The sequence below is a fragment of the Curtobacterium sp. VKM Ac-2865 genome (genome assembly GCF_015350905.1).
Lineage (GTDB): Bacteria > Actinomycetota > Actinomycetes > Actinomycetales > Microbacteriaceae > Curtobacterium.
This window is the reverse complement of sequence record NZ_JADKRZ010000005.1, coordinates 79,656-105,950: the sequence shown is the minus strand read 5'-3', so window position 1 is coordinate 105,950 and position 26,295 is coordinate 79,656. Positions and strand designations below refer to the sequence as shown.

The 26,295-nt window shown below is 70.7% G+C and carries 22 protein-coding genes; 7 read left to right on the top strand and 15 right to left on the bottom strand.

The genetic code is table 11. From position 1 onward, the window contains the following. Positions 1-233: 233 nt before the first annotated feature. Positions 234-1,238: an aldo/keto reductase family protein gene (locus tag ITJ54_RS13050; protein WP_194628947.1), complete on the bottom strand. Its 1,005-nt coding sequence runs from the start codon at positions 1,236-1,238 to the stop codon at positions 234-236. Between the two features lie 611 nt (positions 1,239-1,849). Between ITJ54_RS13050 and ITJ54_RS13045 the strand changes: the two genes are divergently transcribed. The 4 genes from ITJ54_RS13045 (at position 1,850) to ITJ54_RS13030 (ending at position 6,177) form a co-directional block, all read left to right on the top strand. Further along, entirely contained in the window at positions 1,850-2,782 is a 933-nt protein-coding gene (locus ITJ54_RS13045; RefSeq protein ID WP_194628945.1) for a hypothetical protein, read from the top strand. A 124-nt stretch (positions 2,783-2,906) separates the two neighbouring features. Further along, a complete protein-coding gene (locus ITJ54_RS13040) occupies positions 2,907-3,467 on the top strand; it encodes a YceI family protein (RefSeq protein ID WP_194628943.1) in 561 nt (186 codons plus the stop codon). A gap of 1,076 nt (positions 3,468-4,543) precedes the next feature. After that, positions 4,544-5,110 carry a TIGR03086 family metal-binding protein gene (locus ITJ54_RS13035; protein WP_194628941.1) on the top strand — a complete coding sequence of 189 codons (567 nt, stop codon included), beginning with the start codon at positions 4,544-4,546 and terminating at the stop codon, positions 5,108-5,110. Between the two features lie 140 nt (positions 5,111-5,250). After that, a complete protein-coding gene (locus ITJ54_RS13030) occupies positions 5,251-6,177 on the top strand; it encodes an aldo/keto reductase (RefSeq protein ID WP_228509442.1) in 927 nt (308 codons plus the stop codon). A 31-nt stretch (positions 6,178-6,208) separates the two neighbouring features. On the opposite strand, the gene ITJ54_RS13025 is transcribed toward ITJ54_RS13030, so the two are convergent. Then, complete coding sequence (locus ITJ54_RS13025; RefSeq protein WP_228509403.1) at positions 6,209-7,183, bottom strand: oxygenase MpaB family protein; 975 nt, start codon at positions 7,181-7,183, stop codon at positions 6,209-6,211. A gap of 190 nt (positions 7,184-7,373) precedes the next feature. On the opposite strand from ITJ54_RS13025, the gene ITJ54_RS13020 reads away from it, so the two are divergent. Next, positions 7,374-9,059 carry a long-chain-fatty-acid--CoA ligase gene (locus tag ITJ54_RS13020; protein WP_194628937.1) on the top strand — a complete coding sequence of 562 codons (1,686 nt, stop codon included), beginning with the start codon at positions 7,374-7,376 and terminating at the stop codon, positions 9,057-9,059. A gap of 100 nt (positions 9,060-9,159) precedes the next feature. Here the strand turns inward: ITJ54_RS13020 and ITJ54_RS13015 are convergent, their stop codons facing one another. From ITJ54_RS13015 to ITJ54_RS12995, 5 genes are all read right to left on the bottom strand, one after another. After that, positions 9,160-11,058 carry an amino acid transporter gene (locus ITJ54_RS13015; RefSeq protein WP_194629330.1) on the bottom strand — a complete coding sequence of 633 codons (1,899 nt, stop codon included), beginning with the start codon at positions 11,056-11,058 and terminating at the stop codon, positions 9,160-9,162. A gap of 97 nt (positions 11,059-11,155) precedes the next feature. Further along, complete coding sequence (locus ITJ54_RS13010) at positions 11,156-11,893, bottom strand: ABC transporter permease (RefSeq protein WP_323741730.1); 738 nt, start codon at positions 11,891-11,893, stop codon at positions 11,156-11,158. Between the two features lie 107 nt (positions 11,894-12,000). After that, entirely contained in the window at positions 12,001-13,023 is a 1,023-nt protein-coding gene (locus ITJ54_RS13005) for an ATP-binding cassette domain-containing protein (protein ID WP_194628935.1), read from the bottom strand. A gap of 55 nt (positions 13,024-13,078) precedes the next feature. Beyond that, the gene (locus tag ITJ54_RS13000) at positions 13,079-13,882 is read right to left on the bottom strand and encodes a hypothetical protein (RefSeq protein WP_194628934.1); all 804 of its coding nucleotides are present in this window, start codon (positions 13,880-13,882) and stop codon (positions 13,079-13,081) included. Positions 13,883-14,047: 165 nt separating this feature from the next. Next, positions 14,048-15,661 carry an inositol monophosphatase family protein gene (locus tag ITJ54_RS12995; protein ID WP_194628933.1) on the bottom strand — a complete coding sequence of 538 codons (1,614 nt, stop codon included), beginning with the start codon at positions 15,659-15,661 and terminating at the stop codon, positions 14,048-14,050. An 89-nt stretch (positions 15,662-15,750) separates the two neighbouring features. Here ITJ54_RS12995 and ITJ54_RS12990 point away from each other — a divergent pair, with 89 nt between their 5' ends. After that, positions 15,751-16,164, top strand: coding sequence for a DUF3054 domain-containing protein (locus tag ITJ54_RS12990; protein WP_194628932.1), 414 nt, complete (start codon positions 15,751-15,753; stop codon positions 16,162-16,164). A 27-nt stretch (positions 16,165-16,191) separates the two neighbouring features. Here ITJ54_RS12990 and ITJ54_RS12985 read toward each other — a convergent pair whose 3' ends face one another. Together ITJ54_RS12985 and ITJ54_RS12980 are read right to left on the bottom strand one after the other, a co-directional pair. Further along, on the bottom strand, positions 16,192-16,842 hold the full coding sequence (locus ITJ54_RS12985) for a spermidine/putrescine ABC transporter substrate-binding protein (protein WP_194628931.1): 651 nt from the start codon (positions 16,840-16,842) through the stop codon (positions 16,192-16,194). A gap of 35 nt (positions 16,843-16,877) precedes the next feature. Continuing rightward, entirely contained in the window at positions 16,878-17,840 is a 963-nt protein-coding gene (locus tag ITJ54_RS12980; protein WP_194628930.1) for a DUF3097 domain-containing protein, read from the bottom strand. A gap of 51 nt (positions 17,841-17,891) precedes the next feature. Here ITJ54_RS12980 and ITJ54_RS12975 point away from each other — a divergent pair, with 51 nt between their 5' ends. After that, on the top strand, positions 17,892-18,443 hold the full coding sequence (locus ITJ54_RS12975) for a GNAT family N-acetyltransferase (RefSeq protein ID WP_194628929.1): 552 nt from the start codon (positions 17,892-17,894) through the stop codon (positions 18,441-18,443). Here ITJ54_RS12975 and ITJ54_RS12970 read toward each other — a convergent pair. From ITJ54_RS12970 to ITJ54_RS12945, 6 genes are all read right to left on the bottom strand, one after another. Beyond that, on the bottom strand, positions 18,394-19,320 hold the full coding sequence (locus ITJ54_RS12970; RefSeq protein WP_194628928.1) for an arginase family protein: 927 nt from the start codon (positions 19,318-19,320) through the stop codon (positions 18,394-18,396). The genes ITJ54_RS12975 and ITJ54_RS12970 overlap by 50 nt on opposite strands. 295 nt (positions 19,321-19,615) lie before the next feature. Next, positions 19,616-21,265: an ABC transporter ATP-binding protein gene (locus ITJ54_RS12965; RefSeq protein WP_194628927.1), complete on the bottom strand. Its 1,650-nt coding sequence runs from the start codon at positions 21,263-21,265 to the stop codon at positions 19,616-19,618. 86 nt (positions 21,266-21,351) lie between these two features. Further along, the gene (locus ITJ54_RS12960) at positions 21,352-22,917 is read right to left on the bottom strand and encodes an ABC transporter ATP-binding protein (protein WP_323741729.1); all 1,566 of its coding nucleotides are present in this window, start codon (positions 22,915-22,917) and stop codon (positions 21,352-21,354) included. 77 nt (positions 22,918-22,994) lie between these two features. Further along, entirely contained in the window at positions 22,995-24,041 is a 1,047-nt protein-coding gene (locus ITJ54_RS12955; RefSeq protein WP_194628925.1) for a hypothetical protein, read from the bottom strand. A gap of 377 nt (positions 24,042-24,418) precedes the next feature. After that, positions 24,419-25,600, bottom strand: a complete 1,182-nt coding sequence (locus ITJ54_RS12950) for a hypothetical protein (protein WP_194628924.1) — start codon at positions 25,598-25,600, stop codon at positions 24,419-24,421. 93 nt (positions 25,601-25,693) lie between these two features. Beyond that, the gene (locus ITJ54_RS12945) at positions 25,694-25,876 is read right to left on the bottom strand and encodes a hypothetical protein (protein ID WP_194628923.1); all 183 of its coding nucleotides are present in this window, start codon (positions 25,874-25,876) and stop codon (positions 25,694-25,696) included. Positions 25,877-26,295 lie beyond the last annotated feature (419 nt).

The following is a 26,295-nucleotide window of genomic DNA, read 5'->3' as shown; positions in this document are numbered from 1 at the left end:
ACAGGGTTCCCCAGGCGTCTGCCAGGTGCCGGACTCCTGGTGTTCACGCAGGGTACGGATCCGGTCCCGATCAGGCGTTTCGTGGCCGTCGGGCCGGGCTCGCGGGGTCAGGTTGCGACGGGTGCGGGGTGCGGGAACGACGGACGGGAGGCACGGTGCCAGCTGGCACCGTGCCTCCCGTCCGGGGGTCCTGCTTGTTGCTTGGTGTTCGTTGCTTGTCGCTTGTTGCTTGCTTACGCGGGGCGGCTCGTGGGGCTGACGCTTTTCGAGGAGTCCCGCTCGGGGATGTCGCCCAGGGCGTTGTCGATCGCCGCGACGGCGTCGGCGTCGAGCTTCACGCCCACCGCCTTCACGTTGTCCGTCACCTGCGCAGGACGCGAGGCGCCGACGATCGCCGACGCGACGTTGTCGTTCTGCAGCGTCCACGCGATGGCGAGCTGGGCCAGCGTCAGACCGGCCTGGTCGGCGACGGGCTGCAGGCGCTGGACGGCCTCGAGGACGTCGTCGCGCATGTACCGCTTGATCATGTCCGCGCCGCCCTTCTCGTCCGTGGCGCGGGAGCCCTCGGGGAGCGGCTGACCGGGCTTGTACTTGCCGGTGAGCACGCCCTGCGCGATCGGCGAGAAGACGATCTGCGACAGGCCGAGCTGCTTCGAGGCGGGGACGACCTCGCCCTCGATGACACGCCACAGCATCGAGTACTGCGGCTGGTTCGAGATGAGCTGGAAGCCGAGCTCCTTCGCCAGGGCGGCACCCGCACGGATCTGCTCGGCGGTCCACTCGCTGACGCCGATGTAGAGCGCCTTGCCCTGCCGGACGACGTCTGCGAAGGCCTGCATGGTCTCTTCGAGCGGGGTCTCGTAGTCGTAGCGGTGGGCCTGGTAGAGGTCGACGTAGTCGGTCTGCAGACGCTCGAGGGAGCCGTTGATCGACTCCATGATGTGCTTGCGGCTGAGGCCGACGTCGTTGTGCCCCATCGGGCCGGTCGGCCAGTACACCTTCGTGAGGATCTCGAGGGACTGCCGGCGCTCCCCCTTGAGCGCTTCGCCGAGGACGGTCTCGGCGGCCGTGTTGGCGTACGTGTCCGCGGTGTCGAACGTCGTGATGCCGACGTCGAGCGCTGCCCGCACGCACTGGGTGGCGACGTCGTTCTCGACCTGCGAGCCGTGCGTCAGCCAGTTGCCGTAGGTGATCTCGGAGATCTTGAGTCCGGAGTTGCCCAGGTACCTGAATTCCATGGCTCCGACGCTAGTGGTTCCGCCGAGGGCATGCGGGGCCCTGCGGGTGCCTGTCAGCAGCGCGGGCGTGGGCGCGCCCTGGGGTGGGATGAGCCCGCGGTCAGCGCGGCGCGGCGGCAGGCGGCGGGCCGGTCGACGCGGGTGGACTGCCGGGCCGCGGCAGCGCGAGCGGGCGCGGCAGCGCGAGCGGGCGCGGCGGACTCGCGGGCCCAGACAGCGCGAGCGGGCGAAACACCGTGGTCGCCCGACGCCCACACCCGCACATTCCGCCCGCTCGACCCGCTGTGACCGGTCGCGCAGCGCACCCGGAGACCGCGCGCACCCAGGAACCGCGAGCGGGCGGAACACCGTGGTCGCCCGACGCCCCCACCCGCACGTTCCGCCCGCTCGACCGCCCGCGGCTGCGCCTCCCCGCTCCCCGCTCCCCGCCGAAGCCGAAGCCGAAGCCGAAAGCGAAAGGGCGAAACACCAGGGCGGTCCGCGGCCGCGACCCGGAACTTCCGCCCGGTCGGCCGCGGGGGCGTCCCTCCACAGGCATGTCTTGTCTGCAGTCATCCACACGGGAGGCACGGGTCGGCTTCTCGACGACGGCACGGCACGAGCATGTGGTGATGACCGCACGACGACCGCTCCCGTTGGTGCTGCGGGACGCCTCGTTCCGCGTCCGAGACGCCCTCCACCGAGGCGTCTCGCGCGGCCGGCTCGACGCGAAGGACCTCGTCCGCGCATTCCACGGCACGCGCTCCGCGACGCAACCGACCACCGTGGACGAGCGTGCCCGCGCACTCGCACCGCGCCTCCGTCCCGACCAGGTCTTCAGCCACACGACTGCCGCAGCGATCCTCGGGGTGCCGCTGCCCCGACGGATCGAGCGGGACCCCCGACTGCACGTGACCACCATCGGCGCCGACCAGGCGCTCCGCGTCCGCGGAGCCAAGGGACATCGAGCTCGGTCCGGGACGGTCCGCCGCTCGCAGGGGCGAGGCGTCCCGATCAGCAGCCCGGCCGACACCTTCGTCGCGCTCGGAGCGATGCTCACGCTCGACGAACTCATCATCGCCGGCGACGCGCTCGTCGGGTGGCTCAACTGGGTGACGCTGGACGAGCTCGTGGCGGCGGTCCGGCGTCGGCGCGGGATCCGAGGGATCGTGAACCTCCGCGCAGCCCTCCAGGAGATCCGGGTCGGATCGCGGTCGCCCAGCGAGACTCGTGCACGCCTGGCACTCGTGCGCCGGGGGCTGCCGGAACCCGTGCTCAACCACGACGTCGTCGTCGACGGGCAGTGGATCGCCTGTGTCGACCTCGCGTACCCGGAAGCCCGGGTGGCGATCGAGTACGAGAGCGACCTCCACCGGACTGACCCGTCCACGTTCCGGAAGGACCTCACGCGTGGTGAACACCTGAAAGACGTCGACTGGTGGCTGGTCCGCACCACCGGAGATGATGTGGGTCCGGGCGTGGAGCGATTCGTGTGGCGCATTCGCCGGCTGCTCGAGACAGGTCGGCGTGGGCTGCACGACACGCGGTCCGCGGCCGTTGCGTGAACAATGGTTGACGCTTCAACCAAACCGGTGCACAATGGCGTAGCATCATCTCGATGCGGGCGCATGGATCGGGCTCCGGTTCGCTCGCGTCACTCAGACTCCGTCGTCCCGGAAGGACACCACCATGGCTCTCACCGCCTCCGCCATCCCCGGCTACGTCACCGGCACCTGGACGGTCGACCCGACCCACTCCGAGGTCAGCTTCTCGGTCCGCCACCTCGCCATCAGCAAGGTCAAGGGCAAGTTCGAGCAGTTCGACGCCACCCTCGTCACTGCCGAGAACCCCCTCGACACGACGCTCGAGGCCTCGATCGACGTCTCCAGCATCAACACCAACCAGCCCCAGCGCGACCAGCACCTGGCCACCGGTGACTTCTTCCTCACGGAGGAGCACCCGCACATGACCTTCCGCTCGACCGGCATCCGCGAGGACGGCGACGACATGCTCATCGACGGCGAGCTCTCGCTGCGCGGCGTCACCAAGAACGTCACCCTGAAGACCGAGTTCGGCGGCGTGACCACTGACGGCTACGGCCAGACCAAGCTCGGCGCCGAGGCGACGACCAAGATCGACCGCACCGAGTTCGGCGTGAACTGGAACGCAGCGCTCGAGGCCGGCGGGTTCACGCTCGGCAACGACGTCACGATCAACCTCGACGTCCAGTTCGTCCTCCAGGCGGCGTAGTCCGCTCGGAACCACTCGCTGACCGAGGGCACCGAACAGTCCTCACCCAGCACGACGAAGCCCCGACGCCCATGCGGCGTCGGGGCTTCGTCGTGTTCGGGACGCGCTCCGACGGCTGAGCCGAGCACCATCGCGCCGGGCGTCGACCTGTGTCTTCCTGCTCCGGACGAGCGGGCGGAACACCGGGATCGCTCGGGCGATGCACCACGGGATTCCGCTCGCTCGCGCGTCTGCGAGCTCGCGGACCGCGTGGACCGCGTGGACCTCCTGAGGTGAGCTCGGGCGGTCGAGCCGGGCCGGGCCTCCAGGCCGCGCACGCACGAGCGGGTGGAACGGCAGGGTCGGGCTGCCAAGACACCACGGGATTCCGCCCGCTCGCGCGTCTGCGAGCTCACGGACCGCGTGGACCTCCTCAGGTGAGCTCGGGCGGCCAAGCCGGGCCGAGCCTCCAGGCCGCGCACGCACGAGCGGGTGGAACGGCAGGGTCGGGCTGCCAAGACACCACGGGATTCCGCCCGCTCGCGCGTCTGCGAGCTCACGGACCGCGTGGACCTCCTGAGGTGAGCTCGGGCGGTCGAGCCGCGCCGGGCCTCCAGGCCGCGCACGCACGAGCGGGTGGAACGGCAGGGTCGGGCTGCCAAGACACCACGGGATTCCGCCCGCTCGCGCGTCTGCGAGCTCACGGACCGCGTGGACCTCCTGAGGTGAGCTCGGGCGGTCGAGCCGAGCCGGGCCTCCAGGCCGCACCCGGACGAGCGGGCGGAACGGCAGGGTCGGGCCGACGGGACACCACGGTGTTTCGCCCGCTCGCCGAAGCCCGACCCGCACCCCCGCGCCCGCGTCCGCCCGCTCGCGGAGGCCTGACTCGCGTCCGCCGCACCCGCGCGGCCCGCCCCGGCCCGACCCGCACCCCCGCGCCCGCTCGCGGAGGCATGACCCGCGCCCGCGCGCCCGCACGCCCGCGCCCGCGCCCGCCCGCGCGCCCACCCCGCTACCGTGGCACCACGGCCGGGCGCGGGAATCCGGAGCGCGCCAGGCCGGTTGCACGCCACACGATGACGAACAGGAGCACCACCATGGCCACCGACTGGATCGCGTTGCAAGCACTGGCCGCAGCCGAGTTCGGCCGCCGCGTCGCCGCCGTGACCGCGTGGGACGCCTCGACGCCCGACTCCGAGTGGACCACCCGGGACCTCGTCACGCACGTGATCGACGAGCAGCGGTGGATCCCACACCTGCTGACCGGGTGCGACCACGAGCAGGCGAAGGCGGACCTCGAGCCGGTGGGCGACGACCTCGTGGCCGAGTGGCAGCGGTTCGCGAGCGCCGCGACCGAGGCCTGGGCGAAGGCCCCGCAGGACACCCCCGTGCACCTGGCGACGGACGTGGTGCCCGCGGGCGAGTACCTCGCGGAACAGACCTCGGACATCACGATCCACACGTGGGACCTCGCGCGGGCCACCGGCAGCGACGAGACCCTGCCGGACGAGCTCGTCCGCGCGGTGTGGCACCACTTCGAACCGCAGATGGAGTCCCTCGCGGAGACCGGGCTGTACGCCGCCCCGGTCGAGGTCGGCGACGACGCCCCGCTCCAGGTCCGCCTGCTCGCCGTCACAGGGCGCGATGCCAGAGTGGCAGCATGACGAACGCGAGCGACACGACACCCGGAAGCGCAGGCACCACCACGAACGACACCACCAGCACGAGCACCAGCCCCACCCCCACCGCGGGTACCGTCCGCCTCGGCCACACCGGACTCGAGATCAGCAACGTCGTCCTCGGGATGATGTCCTACGGCGACCCGGACCGCGGGTCCCACGCGTGGAGCGTCGACATCGACGCCGCCAGGCCCTTCGTCCGCCGCGCCTTCGACGCCGGCATCACGACGTTCGACACCGCGAACGTGTACTCCGACGGCTCGAGCGAGGAGATCACCGGCACGCTCCTCAAGGAGCTCGCCCCGCGTGAGGCCGTCCAGGTCTTCACGAAGGTCTTCAACCGGATGCGCCCCGGCAAGAACGGGGCCGGCCTGTCCCGCGTCGCGATCATGCACGAGATCGACGCCTCGCTGACCCGCCTCGGTACGGACTACGTCGACCTGTACCAGATCCACCGCTTCGACCCGCTGACCCCGGTCGAGGAGACGATGGAGGCACTCCACGACGTCGTCAAGGCCGGCAAGGCGCGCTACATCGGCGCCAGCAGCATGTGGGCGTGGCAGTTCGCCCAGATGCAGCACACCGCCGAGCTGCACGGCTGGACCAAGTTCGTGAGCATGCAGGACCAGTACAACCTGCTCGAGCGCGAGGAGGAGCGCGAGATGCACCCCTTCTGCGCCGCCACCGGCGTGGGCGTCATCCCGTGGAGCCCCCTCGCCCGCGGCAAGGTCACCCGCCCGTGGGACGCCGAGGGCTCCGGCTCCCGCTCGACCACCGACGAGTTCGGCAAGACGCTCTACCGCCAGGACGAGGACGCCAACCGCGCGATCGTCGGCGCCGTCCAGTCCATCGCGGACGAGCGGGGCGTCAGCATGGCGCAGATCGCCCTCGCCTGGGTCGCCGGCAAGGACGCCGTCACCGCGCCGATCATCGGTGCGACCAAGGAGCACCACGTCGACGACGCGGTCGCCGCATCCGCGATCGCACTCACCGAGGACGAGGTCACACGACTCGAGTCCGCCTACACGCCCCGGGTGCCGTCCGGTTTCTGACGCCACCACGAGACGGACGGGAGGCCCGGTGTCAGCTGACACCGGGCCTCCCGTCTGTCTGTGGGCAAGTCTCAGGCCGCAGGCCGCTCCGGGTTCCCCGCCTCGCGTCCCAGCCGCGCGATGCGCGTGAGCGCTGCGCGCTCCGTCCCGGTCTGGTTGCCGAGCACCGCGCCGATACCGTCGAGGACCAGCCCCGTCGTCCGCGCGACGGGGAACTCGACCGGACCGACGCCGGGTGACCGCTGCCGGGCATCGACCGGTGCCGCGGGTCGAGCGTCGACACGGCGCCCTGGAACAGGGCCTGGTAGCCCGGTCGGAGCATGTGGGCGAGCGGCGGGTTCCTGATGAAGCGGACGACCTCGCGTGTGCGGGGCGTGACCGCGAGTTCGCCGCGGTCGAGGTAGCCGTCCATCTGGGCGCGGAGCTCGGCCTCGGACTCGGGGGCGTCCTCGACGTGCATGAGCCGGCCGGCGATGGCCCACTCGCGGACGTAGGCGTCGGCGCCGCCGGGGATCGGCTCGCCCCACTGCTGCGCTGCCCGGAGGAAGGCGTCCGTGAAGGCCAGGTGCACCCAGCGGGCCAGGTCGGGGTCGTTCGCGGCGTAGTCCTTCGTGACGCCGTGGCCGTCGACGTACTGCCCCCGGACGCGCTCGTGCAGACGCAGCACCCAGTTGCTCGCCCCGGTGGCCGTCGCGGTGTCGCCGTGGGAGACGGTGTAGATCCAGCGGATGGTGCCGGCGAGGCGGCCGAAGGGGTCCTCGCGGTAGCGGGAGTGGTCTGCCACGCCGGCGAGGGCACCCGGGTGCAGGGCCTGCACGAGGAGCGCGCGGACACCGGCGACGATCGTCTGCTTGCCGCCGTGCACGGACCACGTCGCGCTGCCGGGGCCGAAGAAGCCCGCGTCCGTGCCCTGCTCGAGTTCGTCGACCCACTCCGGGCTGCCGTGGTCGTTGCCCGTGAAGGTGGCTTGGAGGCGGGTGCGGAGCGCGCCGGTGACGAAGGACATGCCGCCATCGTCCGTCGTGCCCCTGACAGCGGGCCGCACGGAGCGCGCACCCCGGACGACGAGCGGCGGCGCGCCGCGTCGACCGGCGGCGCGCCCCGTCGGCCGGCGGCGCGCCCCGTCGGCCGGCGGCGCGGTCGGCGTCGGCCGGCGGCTCCCAGGCTGCCGCGGGCCCCGCCGCTAGGTTGGTCCGGTGAGCATCGACACCGACCGTCCCTGGCTTGCCGCCTACGCCTCCGGGGTCCCCGACGACATCGAGGAGCAGACGGGGTCGCTCTTCGACCTCGTGGAGACCTCGGCGACGCGGTTCCCGAAGTTCGTCGCGCTGGAGTTCTTCGGCCGCACGACCTCGTACGCCGACCTCGAGGAGCAGGTCCTCCGCGCGGCGAACGGCCTGCGCAAGCTCGGCGTGACGGCCGGTGACCGCGTGGCGTTGGTCCTGCCGAACTGCCCGCAGCACGTCGTCGCGTTCTACGCGATCCTGCGGCTCGGGGCGATCGTCGTCGAGCACAACCCGCTCTACACACCCCGCGAGCTCCGCCACCAGTTCGAGGACCACGGCGCCCGCGTCGCCGTCGTCTGGGACAAGTCCGTCGCGACGCTGCAGGACTTCCCCGCCGACGTCGCCCTCGACGCCATCGTGTCGGTCGACCTCACCCGCGCGACGCCCCGCACGACCCGGCTGGCCCTGTCGCTGCCGGTCGCGAAGGCCCGCGAGTCCCGCGCGAAGCTCACGACGAAGGTCCGCGGGACGACGCGGTGGGACGACCTCGTCTCCACCCGTCGCCTGCCGAAGCGTCACCCTCGGCCGACCACGGACGACACCGCGCTGATCCAGTACACCTCCGGCACGACGGGCACCCCAAAGGGCGCAGTCCTCAGCCACGGCAACCTGATGGCGAACGCCGCGCAGGCCCGCGCGTGGATCCCGCAGATCCAGGCCGGCGACAACAGCGTCGTGCACGCGGTCCTGCCGATGTTCCACGCCTACGGCCTGACGCTCTGCCTGACCTTCGCGATGAGCATCGCTGGACGCCTGGTGCTCTTCCCCGCGTTCGACCCGGACCTCGTCCTCGCCGCGATCAAGAAGCGTCCGCCGACGTTCCTGCCCGCCGTGCCGCCGATCTACACCCGGCTGCAGCACGCCGCCGACTCGAAGAAGGTCTCGCTCAAGGGCATCGCCATCGGCATCTCGGGCGCGATGCCGCTCTCCCAGGACGTCATCGAACCGTGGGAGGCCCGCACCGGCGGCTACCTCGTCGAGGGCTACGGCCTGTCCGAGTGCTCCCCCGTGCTGATGGCGAACCCCGTCGCCGACTCCCGCCGGCTCGGCGCGGTCGGGCTGCCGCTGCCGTCCACCGAGGCCCGCGTCGTCGACCCCGACGACGCCTCCAAGGTCCTCGGCACCGACGAAGCCGGCGAGCTGCAGGTCCGCGGGCCCCAGGTCTTCAGCGGCTACTGGGGCAAGGCCGAGGCGACGGACGAGGTCTTCACCGCCGACGGCTGGTTCCGCACCGGGGACATCGTCGCGATCGACGCCGACGGCTTCGTGCACATCGTGGACCGCCTCAAGGAGCTCATCATCACGGGCGGGTTCAACGTCGCCCCGACCGAGGTCGAGGACACCCTCGTCAAGCACCCCAGCGTCCGCGAGGTCGCCGTCGTCGGCATCACCACCGGCGGCAACGAGCAGGTCGTCGCAGCGGTCGTGCCGACCGACCCCGCCACGTTCGACCCCGACGCGCTCCGGGCCTACGCCCGCGAGCACATGGCGGCGTACAAGGTGCCGCGTCGGGTCGTCGTGGTGGAGGACCTGCCCCGCTCGATGATCGGCAAGGTGCTGCGACGCAAGGTGCGGGACCAGATCCTGGCGAAGTAGCGGACGTTCGGCCGGCGCAGGTGGTCGGGCTCCACCCGGACGGGAGGCTCGCCCCGCGTCCGCCTGACACGGCTCGCCGCGGCACGGGCCGGCTCCGGCGTCAGGACACGTGGACGCTCGGCCGGCGGCTCACCTCGGGCTCCGCTTCGCGCAGGACCTCTCGGGTCACCGGGGCCACGTCCCCGACGCCCGTGAAGACGAAGCGGATCGCGTTGCGGATCGGGCTGCCCTCGTTCCACTCGAAGTAGATGCTCGGGACGACCCCGGCGATGTCGCGGATGGCCAGCAGCGTCGACGCGATCGTGTTCGGCACGTTGCCGGAGCGGACGCGGAGCACCCGGTGCCCGGCGACGACGTGGCCCTCGACGACGAGGTCCTCCTCGAAGTCGGACGAGTCGGCGGGCAGCACCTCGAGGAACATCGTCGGCACGCGGGCGGGGATGCCCGAGTCGCGGCGTTCCTCGCGCCCCTTCGCCCGGTACGCCGCCGCGGTGCCGGCTCCCGGTTCGTTCGCGATGATGCACACCGAACTGAACTGGTCGGCGTCGGCCTCGACGAACTGCCGGGCCGTGGCGTCGAGCTCGATGGACGATGCCCGCAGCTCGAACGACCGACGGACCCGCGAGACCAGGGACACGACGACGATCGCGACGATGAAGACGGCGGCGATCCGGACACCGTCAGGGCGCTCGATGACGTTCGCGATCGTCGTGTAGATGAACACGACCGCGATCACGGCGTACGCGACGGTGCGCTTGCGCTGCTGCCGACGCCGAGCCGACAGCGTCACCGCGACGGCCGCGCTGGTGATGAGCACGAGGACACCGGTGGCGTACGCGCCGCCCTGGGCGTCGACGCTCGCCTGGAAGATGAGCGTGATCACGAAGGCGATGAGCGTGAAGATGACCACGAGCGGCCGGGTCGCGCGGGCCCACTGCGGTGCCATGCCGTACCGCGGCAGGAAGCGCGGCACGAGGTTGAGCAGCCCGGCCATCGCACTCGCGCCGGCGAACCAGAGGATGGCGACGGTCGAGACGTCGTACACGGTGCCGAACGCCGGGCCCAGGTACTCGTGCGCCAGGAACGCCAGCGCGCGCCCGTTCGCCTGACCGCCCGGCTGGAACTCGTGCTGCGGGATGAGGAACGTCGTCGCGATCGACGACGTGATGAGGAACGTGCTCATGATCACGGCCGCGACCGTCAGGAGGCGCTGTGTCCCGCGGATGCGTCCGAGCGGTCGGGGCTGCCCCTCGTCGGCCGCGTCCCCGCGGACCTGCGGCATCACCGCGACGCCGGTCTCGAAGCCGGACAGGCCGAGTGCGAGCTTCGGGAACACCAGCAGGGCGATGCCGACCATGGCGAGCGGGCTGCTGTGCTGCGCGGTCAGGCCGCTCCACCAGTCACTCGCGACGGTCGGACGCTCGGCCACGTGGGCGAGTGCGACGACGACCACGACGGCGTTCAGCACGAGGAACACCGCGACCAGGCCCGTGGCGATGCCGATGGCCTCCTTGAACCCGCGGAGGAACACGATCCCGAGCAGGAGCAGCAGCACGAGGGTGATCGGCACCGGGATCTCGGTGAACCAGTGCGGGGTGAAGGGGTTCTCGGCGATGTGCGCGGTGGCGTCGGCCGCGGACAGCGTCATCGTGATCATGAAGTCCGTCACGGCGAACCCGAGCAGGACCAGCACGAGCAGCTTGCCCGCCCACCACGGCAGCAGCTTCTCGAGCATCATGATCGACCCGGCGCCGCGGAAGCTGTCCTGCGCCACCCGGCGGTACACGGGCAGGGCGCCGAACAGCGTCACGAGGACGAGCACGATCGTCGCGATCGGGGACAGCAGCCCGGCGGCGAGCGCGGCGATCGCCGGCTGGTAGCCGAGCGTGGAGAAGTAGTCGACGCCGGTCAGGCACATGACCCGCCACCACGGATGTGTCTTCTCGACCTCGACCTGGTGGGGGCCCTGGTGGTCGGCGCCGCTGTCGTCCTGGAGCATCCAGCGTCTGATCCGGGCATCTGTCGCGGTCACACGCTGATCGTAGGGCGTCCGGGCGGCGGCGGCCCACACCCCGGACGTCCCGGTGGACAGCGGGCTACTTCGAGCTGATCCGCGTGTACTTGTTCACCGACCACGGCACGAACACGACGAGCAGCACCGCGATGCCGATGAGCACCGTCACCACCGGGTGCTGCATCGTCCAGATGTCGGGCACCGGCGCCGAGCCGACGTTGCCGAACAGCTCGCGCGCGGCCTGCACGAGCGAGGACACCGGGTTCCACTCGGCGAACACGCGGAGCACGAGCGGCAGGGTGTCGCTCGGGACGAACGCGTTCGAGATGAACGTCAGCGGGAACAGGATCATGAACGAGGCGTTGTTGATGACCTCCGGCGTCTTCACGCTCATCCCGAGCAGCGCCATCACCCAGCTGAACGCGTAGCTGAACAGCAGCAGCAGCGCGACGCCGGCGAGGAACTCCAGCGGTGACGAGTTCACCCGCCACCCGACCGCCAGCCCGGTCAGCATCATGATGACCATCGAGATCGTGTTGAGCACGAGGTCGCTGTTCGTCCGCCCCACCAGCACCGCCGACGCCGACATCGGCAGGGTGCGGAACCGGTCGATCAGGCCCTCCTTGAGGTCCTGCGCCATCGCGGACCCGGAGAACGTCGCTCCGAACACGACCGTCTGGGCGAAGATGCCGGCCATCAGGAACTGCGTGTAGTCGGTGCCCTGCACCGCGATCGCGCCGCCGTAGACCTGGCTGAAGAGCAGCACGAACATGATCGGCTGCAGGACCGCGAAGACGAGCATGTCCGGGGACCGCTTGATCTAGATGAGGTTGCGCTTGGTGACGGTCCAGCCGTCCTCGAACCAGACGGCGAGCGGTGCGGTGACGACGACGGGCAGCTGGCGGCCGGGTGCGGTCGCGGTGGCGGTCATCGGACCGGCTCCTGCTGCTCGGCGACGACGGACGAGCCGCCACGGGCACCGTCAGGCCCGGCGTCGTCCTCGGTCGCGGCGTGCCCGGTCAACCGGAGGAACACGTCGTCGAGCGTCGGACGGCGCATGCCGGCGTCGTGCAGCTCGATGCCGGCGTCCCCCAGGTCGGCGAGCACGTGCTGCAGCGCGGCCGGCCCGGCCTCCACGGCGATGGCCCTGGTGCGTCCGTCGCCCGAGGTCTCCACGTCCCCGACGCCGTACCGCCGCAGCACCGTCGTGGCGGCGTCCCCGTCGGCGTCGTCGACGAGCGTCACGACGACCCGGTGTCCTCCGACCTGCGCCTTGAGCTGGTCGCTGGTGCCCTCGGCGATGACGTGCCCGTCGTCGATGACCGCGATGTCGTCGGCGAGACGGTCGGCCTCTTCGAGGTACTGCGTGGTCAGCAGCACCGTGGCCCCGTCGGCCACGAGGTGCTCGATGATCCCCCACAGCGCCAGTCGGCTCCGAGGGTCGAGCCCGGTCGTCGGTTCGTCGAGGAACAGCACGCTCGGGTTCATCACGAGGGCTCCGGCGAGGTCGATCCGCCGCCGCATCCCGCCGGAGAAGCCCTTGACGGGGCGGTCCCCGGCCTCGGCCAGGTCGAACACGTCGATGAGCTCGCGCGCCCTGGCCCGCGAGGCCTTCCCGCCGAGGTGGTAGAGCCGCCCGATCATCTCGAGGTTCTCGAAGCCGGTCAGGTTCTCGTCGACGGCGGCGTACTGCCCGGAGACCCCGATGGACCGACGGGTGGCCTGGGGGTCCGCGACGACGTCGACGCCGGCGATGGACGCCGTGCCGCTGTCGGGCTTGACGAGCGTCGTCAGCACCTTGACCGTGGTGGTCTTGCCGGCGCCGTTCGGACCGAGCAGCGCCGTGACGGTGCCCTGCGGGACGGAGAGGTCGAGACCCGCCAGCGCGTGGACGGGTCCCGACTTGGATCGGTAGGTCTTGGTCAGGCCGGAGGCCTCGATGATGGCCATGTCGCTCCCTGGTCGCGACTCAACAGGTCAGGTGACCGGCGTGGCCCGACGTGGGTCACACGTCGAAGTCACCACCGAAGTCGCCGAAGCCGCCACCGGTGTCTGACCCGGCGTCGTCCCAGCCCGCGTTCTCGTACCCGCCGCCGTCGGATGCGCCGCCGTCACCGGAGTCAGCACCAGTGTCCCCCGAACCGCCGTCACCCGCATCCCCCGATGCGTCCGTTCCGCCGTCGAAGGACGACGGATCCGGCAGGAAGGCGCTCATCAGCGTCGAACCGATGACGTAGCCGGCCACCGAGCCGAGGATCGAGGCGCCCATCATGCCGCCGAAGGACGGTCCCTGGCGTCCGCCGAAGCCCCCACGGCCGCCCATCCCGCCGTTCATGCCGCCGCCGTTCATGCCGCCGAGCGAGCGCTCCATGAACCCGGGCTGTCGGATCTCCGAGCGGGTCGCGGCCTGGGCCAGCGAGCGAGCGTCGTCCCCGCGGGGCGCCTCGCCGGTCGGGGCCGTCCGGGTGAACTCGTCGTAGACCATCCGACGCTGCTCGGGGGTCAGCCGCTCGAAGGCCTCGGCGTGGACCTCCTCGATGCGCTCGGGCGGAGCCGTACGGAGCAGGTAGCGGTAGCGGTCGACGGCCTGCTGGTCCTGCGTCCGACCGTCGCCGCCCTGCGGAGCGCCGTACTGCCCCTGGGCGCTGCCGTACTGGTCCTGTGGGGCGCCGTATCCGGGGGTCGGGGCGTTGTAGGACTGCTGTCCGTACTGGTACCCCTGCTGCTGGGGCTGCTGCTGCCGGGGCGCGTTCCAGCCCTGCGGGTGCTGTCGGTCCTCACGGCCGAGCAGGCGGTCGAGGAATCCCATGTCGTTGCTCCTTCGGCACGGACACCGTGTCCGTGGACTGCCACAGTATGGTCGCGCGGCGAGCGATGACTGTGTGGCCGCACAGAATGCGGTGGACGTCACCCGCCACCGGACTGGAGGCTCGTGGCGGCGCCGCTCCGAGCCTCCAGTCCGGGACGTGGTGCGTCAGCGTCCGGCGCGCAACGCGCCGGTCCAGACCTGGTGCAGTTCGTCCGCAGCCCCCGGGTGCGCCACCAGGAACGGCGCACCGAGGTCGGGGAAGCCGGAGACCGGTCCGGCCTCGGTCATGACGACCCCGCCGGCCTCGTGCACGAGCAGCACCGCGGCGCCGTGGTCGATCGGGTCGAAGGTCGGCACGCACGCGCCGATCCCCCGCCCGGCCGCGACCTGGGCGATCGTCAGCGTGCTCGACCCCTGGACGCGCACCGTGCAGGACCGGGCGGCGAGGGCGTCGAGGAACTGGCTGAACCCGGGCCACGGTCGGTGCCCGTCGAGTTCGGTGCCCACGACGGCGCCGGCGAGCGCGCGCGGGGTGTCGTCGAGTCGGAGCTGGCGGTCGCGGACGCTCGCGCCCCGGCCGCGTCGGGCCTCGAGGACCTCGCCGCGCCACGGGTCGGCGACGACCCCGACGACGGGTGCGCCGTTCCGGGTGAGGCAGAGCGACGTGCTCGTCCAGGGGATGCCGTTCGCCAGGTTCGTCGTGCCGTCGACGGGGTCGAGGTACCAGCGGTGTCGGTCGCCCGGGGCGTCGCCGTACTCCTCGCCCGAGAACCCGTGCGTCGGGAACGCGGCACGGACACGTCCGCGGACGTGCTGCTCGACCAGGCGGTCGACGTCCGTGACGAGGTCCGCCGGGTGGGCCTTCGTCGTGACGGAACCGACCGGGTGCTCCCGGGTGAAGGCGATGACCTCGTGCGCGATGCGGTGCGCGAGGGCCTGGGCGCGGCCGGCGACCTCGGCCTCGGACGGTTCGCGGTCGGGCTGCGGCCACCCGTCACGCTCGGCGGCGGCGAGTGTCGCTCGGATCGTGGCGACGTCGTTCGTCGTGACCAGGTCGGCGCCGAGCCGGACCGCCCACAGCGCCGGCTCCGGGTCGTCGACCGTCCACACGGCGACCTGCAGGCCGAGGGCGTGCGCCGCCGCGACGGTCCTCGGGGTGAGGAACGCGACGTCGAGGTGCAGCGTCGACGGGGTCAGCGCGGCGACGGCCTCAGGCGTCGGGGGCTCGAGCGACTCCCACGCCAGCCACACGTCGGCGTCCGGCAGCACGGTCCGCACCGCGGCGACGGCCTCGGGGGCACCGCACCAGGCGACCGTGACGGCCCACGGCGAGCCGGACACGGTCTGGGCGGCGACGACGGCGTCGAGCGGGTCCACCACGGCGACGAGGAGCGAGGACCGGCAGCCGTCGAGTCTTTCGAGCACGCCGTCGAGCCGCGGGATGCGGTCGAGGCCGTTGCCGAGCCGGGCGACGTCGCACCAGGCCACGTCGCGGACCCGGCGGGCGTCGCCCCACATCCGGCCGAGGGTCTCGTCGTGGAGCAGCACGGCGACGTCGTCGGCGGTGCGTCGGACGTCGACCGCGATGACGTCCGCGCCGAGGGCCTCGGCGACCGCGACGGCCGGCAGGGTGTTCTCGCGGCGGACCCGGGGTGCCCCACGGTGGGCGACGAGGCGCGGCTGCCGGGACGTCGACGCGGCATCGGTGGTCAGGCCGGTGTCGGAGGCGGTGGCGGTGTCGAGCACGGGCGCGTCAGAGGTCCGGACCGTCGTCGTCATCCGGTCATGCTCCCGTCCCTGCGCGAACCCCCGGTGTCCTCCGGGTGAACGCTGCCCGAGCGTGCTGCAGTGGCTGCGACAATGGAGGCGTGACCGTACGCACCTGGGGCTGGCTCGCAGCCGTCATCGACGTCGTGCTCATCGTGGTCTTCGCGCTCATCGGGCGGTCCTCCCACGGCGAGGCGAACACCCTGCTGGCGCTGTGGACCACCGCGTACCCGTTCCTCGCGGGCTGGGCGATCGGCTACGTCACCAGCGGCGCCTGGGCACGCCCATTGCGGTTCTGGCCGACCGGCGTCGTCGTGTGGGTCCTGACCGTGTTCGTCGGCATGGCGATCCGCGTCGCGACCGGGCAGGGCGTCGTCGACGGCAACCCGCTGCCGATCTCGTTCGTCATCGTCGCGACGATCGTGCTCGGCGTGTTCCTGCTCGGCTGGCGCGCCGTCGTCCGGGGCGTCCTCCGGCTCCGTGCACGCCGCACGCCGCCGACCCGCGAGGCCTGACACCCCCGCACCCGCGCGCGCCTCGCGCTAGAACAACCCGCCGCGCGGACCGTCGCCGTCGAGCCCACGGAACATGTCCGACACCAGGGCCTCGATCTGCGGTTCGACCAGCCGCTCGACGGCCTCGGCGATCCGCGGCCGGTGGTCGATGAGCGCGAGGCACACCGCCGTCCCCGTCGCCCTGGCGCACTCGTCGGACAGGTCGATCTCGTGCCGGAGCGCGGCCTTGGCCTCCTCGGACAGCGGCTCGCGCGGCACGGTGTCCGACGACGCCCCGGTCCCCGCGAGCTCCTCGAGCGTGAACAGGAACGGCGACCCGTCCTGCGGCTGCGGGTCGACGTCGAGTCCCTGGAACTCCGGCGACAACCCCTCGGCCGGCTGGTACCCCGCGTGCCGCTTCCGTGCAGCGGCCCGTTCGAGTTCCCGGTGCAGCAACGGCAGGTTCTTCGCCGTGTAGTCGTCGACGGCGTCCTCGACGATGGCCGACATCCGGCCGATCAACGCGTGCTGGACGGGGTGCGGCACGTCGGGTCCGAAGCCCGCCGCGCTCGCGATCGGCGACCCGGTGCACTTCCGACAGATCCGCGTGCGCGGGCGTGCGGTGCCGATCTGCCACCGCGGCAGCCAGCGCAGCCACACGTCGACGGCGCCCCGCACGCGTCCGTCGATGCCGTCCATGGTCCAACGATACGGACGACGGGGTCGAGCAGGGGCTAGGCGACCGGTTCGGTGACGAAGTCGATGAGTTCCTCGACCCGGCCGAGCAGCTGCGGCTCGAGGTCGGCGAACGTGCGCACCTGCCCGAGGATCCGCTGCCACGCCCGGGCGATGTCGGCCTGTTCGGCGTGCGGCCACCCGAGCGCCTGGCAGATGCCGGCCTTCCACTCGATCGACCGCGGGATCGTCGGCCACGCCTGCAGCCCCACGCGCGCGGGCTTCACGGACTGCCAGACGTCGACGAAGGGGTGCCCGACGACGAGCACGTGCGCACCCCACTTCCCGCGCATCACGGCGTCGGCGAAGCGGGACTCCTTCGACCCGGGCACCAGGTGGTCGACGAGCACGCCGACGCGGCGGTCCCGCGAAGGGCGGAAGTCATCCAGCACGTCAGCCAGGTTGTCCACGCCGGAGAGCTCCTCGACGACGACGCCCTCCACGCGGAGATCCGCTCCCCAGACCTTCTCCACGAGCTCGGCGTCGTGCTTGCCCTCGACCATGATCCGCGAGGGCAGCGCCACGCGGGCGCGCTGCTGCTCGACGGCGAACGACCCCGACGCAGTGCGGAGGCGACCACCGTCGGACGTCTGCCGGACGGCGGGCGCAGCCCCGGGCCTCCAGTCAGCATGGACGGAACCGACGGAACCAGCGGGACCAGCGGGACCACCTCGACCAGCAGCGGTGGCGGCAGATCGCCCCACCGGCGCCTGCGGACGGCCGAGCGTGACGAGCTCGCCCTCGAGCAGGAACTGCCCCTCGAAGGGGAAGGCGCGGGTGCGGCCCTTCCAGTCCTCGAGCGCGATGTTCCCCGCTTCGAGGCCGACGACGGCGCCGGCCCAACCGGAGACCGGGTCCTCGAGCACCATGTCCCGCTCGAGCGGCACCTGCCGCACCTTCTTCACGCCTCGCGAGCGCCAGTCGCCCGAGAGCACGTCGCCGCCGTACCGGTCCTCATCCACCCGCACGAGCGTAGCGCCCGTCGTCCGCGATCCGGCGTGTACGGTCGGGTCATGGATGTGGAACTCCACCAGATGGACCCTGCTGATCCCTCGGACCGCTCCGTCCTCATCGAGTTCCTGACCACGAACCGGTTCCCGTTCCACGTCTCCTCCACACCGACGCGCGACGCCATCGAGCAGCGGATCGACGCCGGTGCGTTCTCCGCGCCCGAGCACGCGCTGCTCCGGGTCGACGTCGACGGGGCACCCGCCGGCATCGTGGTGCTCGACGACCTCGACGACGACGCACCGATGATCGACGTCCGGCTCGCGGAGCGCTCGCGCGGGCAAGGGATCGGCACCGTGCTCGTCCGCGTGCTCGCCGACCACGTCTTCGCTGCGTTCCCCGAGGTGACACGGATCGAGGCCCAGACCCGTGACGACAACGTCGCCATGCGCGCGGCCCTCGTGCGGAACGGGTGGGTGAAGGAAGCGCACTACCGGCGCACCTGGCCGGTGGACGGCGGGGCGCCGAGGGACTCTGTCGCGTACGGGCTCCTGCGGGAAGACCACCTCACCGGGACGACGACGCCGTTCCTGTCGGACGATCAGCCGACGGTCTGAGCGCGGCGTCGAGCGTCCGAGCCAGCACGTCCGCGGCTGCGAGCGCCGATCGCTGAGCGCCCTCACCCTCCCCGATGAGTTCGACGATGTCGACGCCCACGATCCGGCGTCGTGACACCAGCCGACAAACGAGGTCGATGAGTTCGTGGGTGCTGAACCCTCCGGGTACGGGAGTTCCCGTGCTCGGCATGTACGCCGGATCGAGGACGTCGACGTCGATCGTCACGTGCCACCCGAGATGCGCCGGCAGGTCCGCCAGGAGATCGTTGATGTCGGCGTCGATCGACGACCGCCCGCCCCAGACGACGGTCTTGGAGCCGAACTCTGGGTCGTCGTCCACTCGCTGCCGGACACCGAACTGCGCGATGCGTTCCACCCGCTCTTCCCCGGCGACCCAGCTCATCACGTTCCCGTGGTGGAGCGACGAACGCCAGTCCCCGCGAGCTGGACGGAAGTAGTCCGTGTGCGCATCGAGATGGATGAGGCCGATCGCGCCCTCAGACGCTGCAAGGATCCCCCGGACCACCGCGTGGGTGATCGAATGGTCACCACCGACCACCACCGGGAGTTTGCGGGCAGCTGTGACCGCCTCCACTGCGCCAGCAAGTCGATCGAGGACCGGGCCGTTGCGCATCTGGACGACGTCGCCGATGTTCCCGATGTCGCCGATCCGGATGCCGTCGAGGATGCGCCGTCCCAACGCCGGGTCCCACATACCCCGGTCGGATCTCGGCGCGAACAGACTGGCAGCCACACGTCTGAGAGCATCGGGAGCCGTCTTCGAACCACCCCGCGCAGATGCACCAGCGTCGTACTCGACACCGACGACGACCGCGTCGATCGCAGGATCGGTCACCGCGTGACCGAGCGTCGTCATCGGCACACCGAACAGCCCCCGCGGGGCGCCACTCGAGTCCGCTGCCACCCCGTAGGAACGGAGCAGTCCTCCTTCGACGAAGGCAGTGACGGCGCGGAGGGCTGGCTCCCGCGCGGATTCGGGAATGGCACTCAACGCCACGGACGGCGCCGTCGGCACAGCGAACCGGGACAGGAGGGCGTGCGCACTGCGGCTGAGCTGCAGCTCCGTGCCCGTCCTGGGCGACCAGAGCGTCAGTGTCCCGTCGGGGCCGGTACCACGCACGACGAACCCCTGGTCGACCGCGAGGACGTCATCAGCGTTCATGGTGTCCTTCTTCGGGTCGGTGGGTCCACTGCTCGTGGAGGTCGGCGAACAGTCCTCCGGAATCGAGGAGTTCGCGCGGCGTGCCGATCTCGCTGACTCGACCGTGTTCCATGATGAGGACGCGATCAGCATCGAACGCTGCGCTCAGACGGTGTGCGATGGTGACGACGGTCCGCCCGCGGAACACCGCTGCCATGTCGCGGTCGAGGATCCGTGATTCGCCCACCGACAGATGCGAGGTCGACTCGTCGAGGACGACGATGTCCGGGTCTCGGAGGACCACTCTCGCGAGTGCGATCCGCTGCAGGTGGACGGGGTCGATCGACGTGGGCCCGAGTTCCGAGTCGAGCCCCTCGAGGTCCGTCGGAGCGCCTGCGACCGCGAGAGCGCCGAGGAGTTCTTCGTCGGACGCCGCCCCCGCTGCGAGCGTGAGGTTGTCGCGGAGCGTCCCGGTGAAGGCATGAGGGTCCTGACTCACCATCATCCGCACCGCAGCCCCCCGAGTCTCGCCGCTGGCCTCGATCCGTCCGGTGTCCGGCTCCAGCGCACCGGCGAGGAGCAGCCCCAGGGTGGTCTTCCCAGCTCCGGAGGCGCCGAACATCGTCACGTGCTCGCCGGGCGCGATGTCGAGATCGATCGCTGAAACGGCGGGCGGGCCGTCATCGTACGAGAACGAGACACTGGCACAGCGGATGGCGCAACCAGATGCCTCGGCTCGAGGAACGACGCGGTCGTCGTCGCACGAGGCCGACACCGGGCGGGAGACCCCGGACATCCTCCGGAAGGCTGCCCACGCCAGTTGCAGCTGGTCCGACCAGTACAGGAGGTCATCCAGCGGGTCGACGATGAGCTGGACGTTGAGCGCGATTGCGACGACGGTCCCGACACTGACCTCCCCCTGCACCGCGAGCCATCCTCCCCACGTCGCCACCACTGCGAACGGCAGGTAGTAGCCGAGCTGGACGACAGGGAACCACCGCGACTGCAGCCCCAGCGTCACGCGCTCGGCTGCGCGGACCTCACCCGCTCGTGAGTCGATGCGCCGGAGGAGTCGATGTCCTGTTCCGAGCAGCCCGAGCGTCCGTGACGCCGTCGCGGTCTCGAGGACACTGCCGTTGAAGCGGGCATGACTCCTGAGTTCCGCTTCGTACGCGGGTTGCGACCGGCGCACGTACCACCTCGTCGACAGGACGAGGATCGGGAGGCCCACGACGGACGCGATGGCGACGCGCCAGTCGAGCACGAAGGAGGTGGCCGCTGTGAAGACGACGGTGAAGACGCCGACCAGCACCTCGGGAACGCCCACGCGCACGCCTTCGGAAACCGCGTCGACGTCGTTCGAGGTCCGGGCGAGGACCTCGCCGCGTTCGGCTCGCTCCGTGACGCGGAGCGGGAGGCGCACCACCCCCTCAACGACCTCGTCGCGGAGCTGCGCGAACACGTCCTCGCCGAACCTCCAGGACGCATCCTGGGACGCCACACTCAGCAGGGTCCTGACGACCAGGACACCACAGAGGACGAGGAACAGCGTGACGATCCGGCCCCATTGACCGTCCGCGCTCACGCTGTCGATGAGCAAGCCGAACAACACCGGCGCGCTGACCGCTGCGGCGACCGCGAACGCGTGCCAGCCCAGCATGAGAGCAAGGCGACGACGATGGGACCCGACCACACGGCGGATCGCCCTGAGTGTGTCGGTCGGCCCTGCAACGAGGAGCGGAGCCTTCATCGGGCGTCCCCCTGTCCCACTGTGTCCCCGACACCGTCGACCGCGAGGCGAGCCGCTTCCGGTACCGAACCCGCACTGTCCACGACGGCGACGCGGTCGGCAACTGCGAACACCGCGGGAGACTGCGAACACACGATCGTGGTCCGGCCGGCCCGGTGACGCACGAGGCGCTCGAGCAAGCGCCGTTCGGTGACCAGGTCGAGCGAACGTGTCGGCTCCACCAGCACCAGGACCTCGGTGTCTGCTGCGAGCGCCTGGGCCAGGAGGAGCCGGCGCACCTGCCCACCGGAGAGATCACGTCCCCCCTCGCTGACCTCACGATCGAGGTCGTCACCGATGAAGTCATCGGCAGCGGCGGCGTGCAGCACGGCCTGGGCGTGGTCGTCGTCCCGGCACCCCAGGATCTCCCGCACGGTGCCGGACACCAGGCGCGCGTCAGAGTCCAGCACGACGACGTGCCTCCTCGTCGCACCTTCGTCCCAATCCGACCATCGGGTCGGACCGACGGATGCGCTCGCCGCGTCGGCTGCTCCGGCCAGGCGGGCAGCGACGGAACGGAGGGTCGCGAGCTCCGCACCCGTCACGAGCACGAACTCGGCCGGATGCGCTGCGACACCGCTGATCTCGTCCACGAGGTCTCCGGTGGGTGTCCCTTCGCGTCCGGCTCGGGGCGGGTGTCCAGCGTCGAGCAGTTCCTGCTCCCGACGTGCCGCGACGGCGATGGCGGGCACTTCGTTCCATGCTCCGATGAACGACCCGACCGGCCCCACGAGGAACACGCCGAGACCGTAGTACGTGACCAGGTCGCCCGCGGTCTGGTCGCCGGAACGCCACTGCCACAGCGCGATCCCGAGGATGAGCAAGACGAACGCACTGGGGATCGCGACCTGGACACCCGCGATGAGCGCTCGACGACGCGCGACCCTGAGACCCGCCAGACGCATCTCCGCGGAGGCACTGCGGAACCGACGAAGGAACACGTCCTCGGCCCCGACACCACGGAGGTCGCGCAGCCCGCTCGCCGCGTCGGCCGCCAACCCCGCGACGGCCCCCGCACGCGCACGGTGTGCTTCGAGCGGCTGTTCGAGCGACCCGATCAGACCGGGCAGGAACACGGCGATGCACAGTGCCCCGGCGACGATGGACCCACCGATCACCCAGGAGTTGACGACGAGGTAGGCGCCGATCGCGACGAAGGTCACCACCGACACGACCAGCGAACGTGCCACACCCACCACGCCGGCGATCGTCTCGGTGTCCGACTCCGCGGTCTCGACCGCGTCGCCGAGACTCAAGCGATCACTGATCACCGATCGGTTCGCCACGAGGTGCGCGCCGACTCCACGCTTGCGACCGACGGCCAGGTCGATCTCGGCGTTGCGACCGACCGCGTGGGCGACCACGGACGACGCGACGCGAGCGACGACCACCAGCGCCAACACCCCGGAGGCGATGAGCACGGTGTCGAATCGTCCATGCTGCACTCCATCCACAACGCGCCCGAGCCCGATCGGCAAGCACGCTTCGGCGAGCGTCCCCGCGAGTGCAAGACCGACGAGCACCGTCAACGCCCGTCGGTGTCCTCGCAGCAGCGGCGGGAGTGATCGAAGTGTGTGCCCGGTCCGCTTCTCTGGGGCGTTCACAGCGCCAGCTCGATCGGGCGGACGTCTGGGAACTGCCGTCGCACGGCATCCATGGTGCCGAGCGCGTGGAGGTCCCCGAACAGGTCGATCACTCCGTCCATAGCGGGCCCACCTCGGGCGCCGAGCGCGACCTTGAGCAGACATCGGAGATCCCGTTTCCGGGGAACGATCGTCTCGTGTCGATGCGACCGGAATCCGAAACTCGCTCCGAACTGCAGGTCGACACCACGACGATCCGCCTCTGCCCGGATGACCCCGAGGAGCACGCGGTACCCGAGCAGGTCGTCGTCCTCGAGACGGAGCACGGTGAACGGTGCGATCCGCACCGAGCCCTCACTGTCGTCGACGCCCCGCTGTCGGTTCACGGGATGCGCGACGGTCTCGAAGAGGCCACGCTCGTCCGAGAACGAACGCGCGAACGCCTCGTTGTTCCTGGCGACCAGGGCGACGTGTGTTCGACGCCACCGGGGGCTGAGGAAGAACGAGTTGTCGAGTGCGCTCGCCGAGCGCGGGGGGAGTGCTGCGCCGAGGACCGATCGGGCGTTCCTGAGCGTGTCTGGGTCGGACGCTGCGGTGGTCAGCAAGTCGTTTCGGTGGACGACGACCGCACCGGCGTTCGCCAGTTCGAGCCCCACCTGATCGAGCTTGAGCGCCGAGCGCGCCTCGATCACGATCGCTGTCCGTGTCTCGGTCAAGGTCGCCAGGAGCTGGTGTTTCGGCCAGGCACCCGGCGTCAGGCTCGGGTCCACGATCACTGACCACGGTGCCCCCTGGACCGCCCACGCGGCGGTCAACTCGATGAAGTCGACCGTGTGGAGATCCCAGTCATAGCGGACGGGCTCGATCACGACCACGTCCGCACGGGCGTCGACGAGCTCGCTCACCGACCCGCACTGGGACCAGGACGAGAACGACGTCGACAGGAGCTCGATCAGCATCGCCGTCTCGAAGTAGTCACCGAGCAGTGCGATGCTTGGAAGCCTGCCGTTCGCCGCGCGGAATTCGTAGGTCGCGAAGTGCAGCGCGACACTGAGTGCAGCCATTCCACTGCTGCACATGACGCCCGACGCTGTCCACCCCGCGACGTCAGGCTCTCCGTGCATCAGTCTGCCGTCGAGCACAGCGCTCGGGGCGCTCCGCTCGTATCCGTAGTCCACTTCGGGATCCGCATCGCGCCCGGACGCGGGGCTCGCGAAGCGATCGATCATGGAGCGATCGGCTCGGCTCCGTAGCACGTGCCGGACGTCGAGGAACCGATCGTGCAGGAAGCGCTCATGGTCGCGCTCATCTCCCCCGATGACACCGTCCGCGAGCGTCTGGGAGATCCGAGCCATGCGTGCCCGGTCGAGCAGAGCGTTCTCGTCGATCAGCTGCTGCAGCAGTGTGCGTTCGAGCTCGAGCGCGGTCGCGCCGCCGGTCATCACGGCGTTGCCGACATCTCGGTGTCGACCGGATGCAGGGTGTCGTCGACCACCAGGTACTCGCGGAGGTTCCCCAAGAGGTTGAAGTCACGCCGGTTGGTCATGGTGTACGCGCCCGCGTTGGTCAGCACGAGCCGTTCCCCGACAGACACCGAGGCCATGTCGATGAGCGGGCGTGCACTCCGACCAGTCATCCCGAAGAAGTCGTTCTCGTACAGCGTGTTGCCCGAGATGAGCCGAGGGGCCCTCGGCTGGCGACCGAGCTCGTCGAGAGGCACCGCAACAGGGAGGTGCCAGGGGGCGTAGTTCCAGGCGGACGTGTCGACTTGCACGACTTCGGCATCGTAGACGGGATGGGCAGGCTCGATCGACTGGACCGTCGTCACGAGGTACCCGTGGGGCCCGAGGACGGCGGCTCCCGGCTCGAAGCGGATCGCCATCGGCCGCCCGGTTCGTTCACGCCACTGGCCGAGCAGTTCGTCGGCCGTCTGCAACGCGCGCCGCGCCTTCGCACGATCCGCGTAGAAGTCGTAGAACCCTCCCCCGAAGTCGATGAGCTCCACGCCGGAGAGGGACTCCGCGATGGTGAGCGTGTAGCGGAGTTCCCAGAGGAACAGGCGAGGAGACATCTGCCCGGTGTGCAGGTGCAGGCGAGTGACGTGCAGCTGGTGACGGGCAAGGACCGCATGGACGGCCGGATCGGTTGCGACGACCCCGAAGCGGCTGTTCGCGCCGAAGGAGTTGGCCGTGTCCAGAGCCTCAGGGATCGTGAGGCGCAGACGGAGCCCGACGTTCGATCCTGGCTGGATCGCGCCGATCAGTTCGAGCTGGTCGATCGACGTCGCGTCGACGACGATGCCGGTCTCAGAGAGCCGATCGAGCGCACCCTCGTCGGAGAAGCTCGGCCCCGTCGCCGACACCTCATGGAACCCGACCGAGACGGCCAGGTCGACCTCACGCACTGAAGCGCAGTCCGCACCGAGTCCCGCATCCGCCAGATGGCGGAGCACCGAGGGGGTGTGGCACGACTTGAGGGCGACGTTCAGGCGCGCACCCGACACGAGGGACACATCCTCGAGCATCCGGCCGACCGACCGCAGCGCGTTGTCCAGGTCATAGACGAGCGCGGGCGTGGGGACAGCGAGCATGTGGTCGAAAACCGAGTGGCTCGGCGGGGTCACGACTGGATCGAGGTGCACTGGAGCCCTTCACGAGAGCGAGTTCGAATGGCGGAGAGGACGTGGCGTGCCGGATCCGGCACGCCACGTCGTTGATCAGGAGATCTGACGCGGGCGGCTTCCGCCCAGCGTCGAGAACTCGCTCGTGATCTCGATCACGTCGCGACGCTCGACGGTCATCACGGCTTCCGCGGTGTCCGGGACGACGACGTCCCAACCGCTGAAGTCGTCGAGGGCGGCCAGAGCGGATTCGAGCTCGTTCACGGCAGTCGGTGACATGGCGTTTCTCCTCTTGCGTTGAGCGGAGGAGCGCAATCAACGGCCCCCCGCCGTTCCTCCCGATCCGCTCCGGATCGGGTTCCCGAAAACGTAGCGTCGAAGCGTGAAATACCAGAGGCCTGGATTCCGATTTCCATGATGATTCTCAGGGAACGGTGGGTTGAAAAGGGGACATGGGGTACACCCGGAACGCGGGTCACACGGTGCTCCACGACGTCGGTTCGGGTGTCCACGCATCGCCATCGGAGGACGAGATCGGGCCACCGCGGACCCGGACGAGCTCCGTGCCATCAGGGTGCAGTCCCGCCAGTCACGGTCGCCCCCTGACGCGCCTCCCACCGGATGCTCCCGATGTACCACTACGGGACGGGAGGCTCGGCGCCAGCTGGCACCGAGCCTCCCGTCCGTCTCGGCGCACG